A 3,770-nucleotide genomic window follows, 5' to 3' on the forward strand; every position below is an offset into this window, starting at 1 on the left:
GTCTATCGACGGTTATTTCTTCTTATGATAGTTGACTGGCTACCACCACCAATAATACTATTCCAAGCTTTTTGGTAGTCACTATCCGTACCACCTATCGCAAAGCGATAAGTCATATTTCCAGCACCATTTTTAGCCCAGTAACTAGTTGTGGTATTGCCACTAACAGTATAACGTCGACCATTTTCAGAGGCTGTTCCAGGTTTCAAACCTGTTTGTTTATTGACAGTAGACTTGATAACACTTGAATCCAGCGAGAACTTTTGACCATTGCCAAAAATACTTGGATCCGCTTGATTAATCGCATTAACCAGATTAGCTAAATAATTTGAATGATTATCATAACCAGTCATTTTAGCTAAAGAATCATTATTATCATGTCCAGCCCATGAAGCTAGAGATACTTTAGGTGTTGCAAGAGCCAACCAGACATCTGAATAGTCATTAGTGGTACCGGTTTTACCAATCCAGTCTGCATTTGCTAAACCGCTATTCAAGGACTGCAAGCGACTCTTAAACTGAGTCGTTGTCCCCGAATCGATTGGTCCTCGAAGTAATTCCTGTAAAATTGTTGCCGTTGCTTTAGAGAAGACCTGAACAGGCTCTGCTTTATGCTGATAAACAACCTCACCTTCATGATTTACAATTTTATCAACTAGATGGGCACGAATATAAGCTCCATTATTAGCAATCATTTGATAGCCATTTGCCATCTGTTCTACCGACATGCCAATACCACCTCCAAGTGGCAAGCTCTCAATATCATAGTTATCAATTGAGATACCCATCTTGGTCATGTAAGCTTCAACATCTACCCCTTTATTTTGTAACAATTTATAAGTCCAAAAGGCAGGAATATTCCAAGAAGTATTGAGCGCTTCTTGAAGCGTCACCATAGCTGTCCCCTCGTCATCCACGTGCATAATTTTTTGACCACTAGAATAAGTCGTTGGGTAATTAGATAATATACTTGCACTCCCCATTAAACCTTGGTCAATAGCAGGACCATAAGCAAGTAAAGGCTTAATCGCAGAACCTGGCGATCTCAACGTATCAAAAGCATGGTTATTTTGATTAATTTTATAATCCCTACCACCTATAAAACCAAGAACGCCTCCTGTACTATTATCAATCAAAACATTACCAACTTCAGTACGACCAGTACCATCATCTAAAATAGATCCATACTGGTTAACAGCATTTTGCATGGCATTATAAATAGGCTTATTAATAGTAGTGATGACTTGATACCCCCCTGTTTGAAGTTCTTCTAAAGCACGCTCTTCGTAAGCCGCCTTAGTCGCGTCATTTTTCAAATCTTGAGTAGATACAGCTTCTTTTTTTACTAAGTAATCGTACATAATTCCCTTAGCTTCTTGCATCACCGAGTAATAAAGATAATCATGCTTCGAAGCTTCTACTGTATCAGAAGCTATAAAATCTTGTTTCAGATCATAAGATTTATAAGATCTATACTCTGCTTCAGTTAGATAACCCTCACGGTACATGTTATAAAGAACATTTTTCGCCCGCGTTAATCCAAATGATAAATCTTCATCTGACTTCAAACGGCCATCTCCATTATAAGGAGAATACACAATTGGACTTTGCGGTAAGCCTGCAATAAAAGCAGCCTGCGGAACAGTTAACTCTGCAGCAGATTTACCAAAAATCCCTTGAGCCGCCTCTTCGACACCAGCGATATTTTGCCCCTTATTATTTCGTCCAAATGGCGATACATTCAAATAAGATGTTAAAATAGCATCTTTATCCATATCTTTTTCTAAAGAAAGAGCATAGATAATTTCTTTAGCTTTACGCTTAAATGTCGGATCATCTCCTAAAATTTGCTGCTTCAGAAGTTGTTGCGTCAAGGTAGATCCCCCACTAGACTCACCAATACCTAGAAGAGACGACATTAGAGCTCTAAAAACAGCCTTAGGAACAACACCATGATGCGTCTTAAAATTCTCGTCTTCGGTTGAAACAATAGCATTTTTCAAATTTTCAGAAATAGACTCACTAGGCACAGGTGTACGTAAAAGGTCCGTATGAATATCTGAAATTAAAGAACCGTCAGAATAGGATAATTGAGAAATCAGTGAACCAGTCTCAACTTTTTTGATAAGCTCCGTTTTATTAGGTACCTTAACACCATCAATTTGACTTGCTAAATACCCAAACCCAAGACCAATACCTAACATGACAAAAAGCAAAACGATGATATAAATAAAATTAGATAATAGTTTCGTAATACGTAATAAAATAGACAAACCATCTGTCATAAACCAGTCACGATCTGACGTTTTCTTAGTAGAACGATTTGTTTTATGTCTCGGTCCCCTTAGGGAAAGACTATGCCTTCCCTTTTGTAACCAAGAACGTGATTTTTTCTTAAAATTAGACATAAAATACCTCATCAAACATTATACCAAACTTCTATATAGCTTGCATGGGACAAAGTACTTCTGATATAATGAGGGTTAGTATAAAACTTATTTTGGAGGCTTACATGAACATTTTTGAAGAGTTAAAAGAAAGAGGCTTAGTCTTCCAAACGACTGATGAAGAAGCTCTTGTCAAATCCCTCACAGAAGGACCAGTTTCTTACTACACTGGTTATGACCCAACAGCCGATTCATTGCATCTTGGTCACTTGGTTGCTATCCTTACATCAAGACGCCTCCAATTAGCTGGACACAAACCATACGCCCTTGTTGGTGGTGCTACTGGCCTCATCGGAGACCCATCTTTCAAAGATGCTGAACGTAGCTTACAGACCAAAGATACCGTTGATGGTTGGGTTGGCAAAATCCAAGGACAACTTTCTCGCTTCCTTGATTTTGAAAGCGGAGATAATAAAGCTGAGATGGTTAATAACTATGACTGGTTCGGCTCTGTTAGTTTCATTGATTTCCTTCGAGATGTTGGAAAATATTTTACCATTAACTATATGATGAGCAAAGAATCTGTTAAAAAACGGATTGAAACTGGTATCTCTTATACAGAATTCGCTTATCAAATCATGCAAGGTTACGACTTCTATGAGTTAAACCAAAAACATAACGTCACACTTCAAATTGGTGGTTCAGACCAATGGGGTAATATGACAGCTGGAACTGAGTTGCTCCGCCGTAAAGCCGATAAAACTGGACATGTTCTCACAGTGCCCCTTATTACAGACGCTACGGGTAAAAAATTTGGTAAATCGGAAGGAAATGCTGTGTGGCTTGATGCTGATAAAACATCACCATATGAAATGTATCAATTCTGGCTTAATGTTATGGATGACGATGCTGTTCGATTTTTAAAAATCTTCACCTTCCTATCACTAGATGAGATTGCTGCTATTGAAAAACAATTTGATGCTGCACGTCATGAACGACTGGCCCAAAAAGTATTAGCCAAAGAAGTTGTTATCCTCGTCCACGGTGAAGACGCCTATCGCCAAGCACTCAATATCACTGAGCAGCTCTTCGCAGGAAATATCAAAAACCTATCTGCATCAGAATTAAAACAAGGACTAAGCAATGTTCCTAACCATTCAGTTGATGCTGAAGACGACCTAAATATTGTTGAAATCCTTGTGAAGTCAGGAATCTCACCATCAAAACGTCAAGCACGTGAAGACGTTCAAAACGGAGCAATCTACATCAATGGTGATCGTATGCAGGATTTAACATACACTTTATCTGATAATGATAAAATTGATCAAGAATTAACGGTCATCCGTCGCGGTAAAAAGAAATATTTCGTACTTACCTACTAAA

2 protein-coding genes are annotated in these 3,770 nt (G+C 38.3%); one reads left to right on the forward strand and one right to left on the reverse strand.

Annotated features, from left to right (window positions below; genetic code table 11):
• Window positions 1–2: 2 nt before the first annotated feature.
• On the reverse strand, window positions 3–2,408 hold the full coding sequence (pbp1b, locus tag ACMZ6U_RS09635) for a penicillin-binding protein PBP1B (protein ID WP_416108229.1): 2,406 nt from the start codon (window positions 2,406–2,408) through the stop codon (window positions 3–5).
• A gap of 104 nt (window positions 2,409–2,512) precedes the next feature.
• Here pbp1b and tyrS point away from each other — a divergent pair, with 104 nt between their 5' ends.
• Window positions 2,513–3,769 (forward strand): tyrosine--tRNA ligase, encoded by a 1,257-nt coding sequence (tyrS, locus tag ACMZ6U_RS09640; RefSeq protein ID WP_416108230.1) that lies wholly within the window; start codon window positions 2,513–2,515, stop codon window positions 3,767–3,769.
• Window position 3,770 lies beyond the last annotated feature (1 nt).

The sequence above is a fragment of the Streptococcus pluranimalium genome, assembly GCF_047785745.1.
GTDB lineage: Bacteria > Bacillota > Bacilli > Lactobacillales > Streptococcaceae > Streptococcus > Streptococcus pluranimalium_B.